This window comes from Brevibacterium sp. NPDC049920, from assembly GCF_040656435.1.
GTDB classification, from domain to species: domain Bacteria; phylum Actinomycetota; class Actinomycetes; order Actinomycetales; family Brevibacteriaceae; genus Brevibacterium; species Brevibacterium pityocampae.
In genome coordinates, this window is sequence record NZ_JBFAMF010000032.1 from 1 (window position 1) to 1,353 (window position 1,353).

1 protein-coding gene is annotated in these 1,353 nt (G+C 63.9%); it reads left to right on the top strand.

The window, feature by feature from the left end; genetic code table 11:
* The first annotated feature begins 260 nt into the window (after positions 1-260).
* On the top strand, positions 261-1,331 hold the full coding sequence (locus AB0I45_RS13890) for an IS110 family transposase (protein ID WP_137318401.1): 1,071 nt from the start codon (positions 261-263) through the stop codon (positions 1,329-1,331).
* The last annotated feature ends 22 nt before the right edge of the window (positions 1,332-1,353 follow it).

The following is a 1,353-nucleotide window of genomic DNA, read 5'->3' on the forward strand; positions in this document are numbered from 1 at the left end:
CGATTGTCAGTCTGTTTCTGCCGCGTCCCGCAAGGATGAGGTAGTCCTGGCCGGAGTGTTCTGACCCTTGCTTACGATTGGCCCGCAGGGTGCCTTGGCGTTGATCTGTCGAACCTCCGGCCGGGCGCAGTACCGCTGCCGCCGGATCGGGCGTGACCTGATAGGAGCCTGGAGCCTCGTCAAAGCGTCCCCATGACAGTCCTGTCCACCCGCCGGCGACAGCGTGTGACCACGCTAACCGATGAAGGAGACAGCACCCCATGGAACAGATCGAGCCCGCCCGTTCCGGGCACGTCGTGATCGGCGTCGATACCCACAAGCACATTCATGTCGCCGCGGTGATGGACTCGATCGGCGGGGTCCTGGCGACTCTCACGATCGCGACCGACGCTGCGGGGTTCAAGCAGCTGCTCGAGTGGGCGTCGTCATTCGGGAAGATCATCGCGTTCGGAATCGAAGGCACCGGCTCCTATGGTGCCGGGCTGACCTCGTTCGTCCGCCGGAACGGACACAAGGTCGTCGAGGTCTCCCGGCCCGATCGGCGGCTGCGCCGACTGAACGGGAAATCCGACACGCTCGACGCGGAGAACGCTGCCCGGGCAGTACTTGCCGGGTTCGCGACTGCGGTCCCGAAGACCGCTGACGGGGTGGTGGAGATGATCCGGCAGCTGAAAGTCGCCCACGATACCGCGGTGAAAGACCGCACCGGGGCGATGGTGACGCTCAAGGCGCTGCTCGTCCACTCGGACGAAGAGCTACGGCGTGAGACAGCACGGAAAACGCAGAAGATGATCGCCCGTCACTGCGCCGCGCTCCGCCCACGCGGATTAGAGACGCCAGAGGACGCGAACCGGCACGCACTCCGATCGATCGCCAGGCGCTGGATTGCCTTGAACGAGGAGATCAAAAGCCTGGAAGCGCAGATCGAGCAACTCGTCGCCCAACGCGCCCCGCACCTGCTGGACGAGTTCGGCATCGGCGTCGACACCGCCGCGGAGATCCTCATCGTCGCCGGGGACAATCCTGAACGGATCCGCAGCGAAGCAGCGTTCGCGAAACTCGCAGGAATCAGTCCCGTGCCCGCCGGGTCAGGAATGAGCAGCGGTAAGCATCGCATCAATCACGGCGGACATCGGCAGCTCAACGCCGCGATCTACCGGACCGTGATCGTGCGGATGCGGTTCCACGAGCCGACCATCGCCTACGTCGCTCGCCGAACAGCCGAGGGCAAGAGCAAACGCGACATCATCCGGTGCTTGAAACGCTACGTCATCCGCGAGGTCTACCACCTCATCAAGACCAACCCACGAACAGGCGAAATCACGGCTTGACAACTATAGGAGCATCAACGCG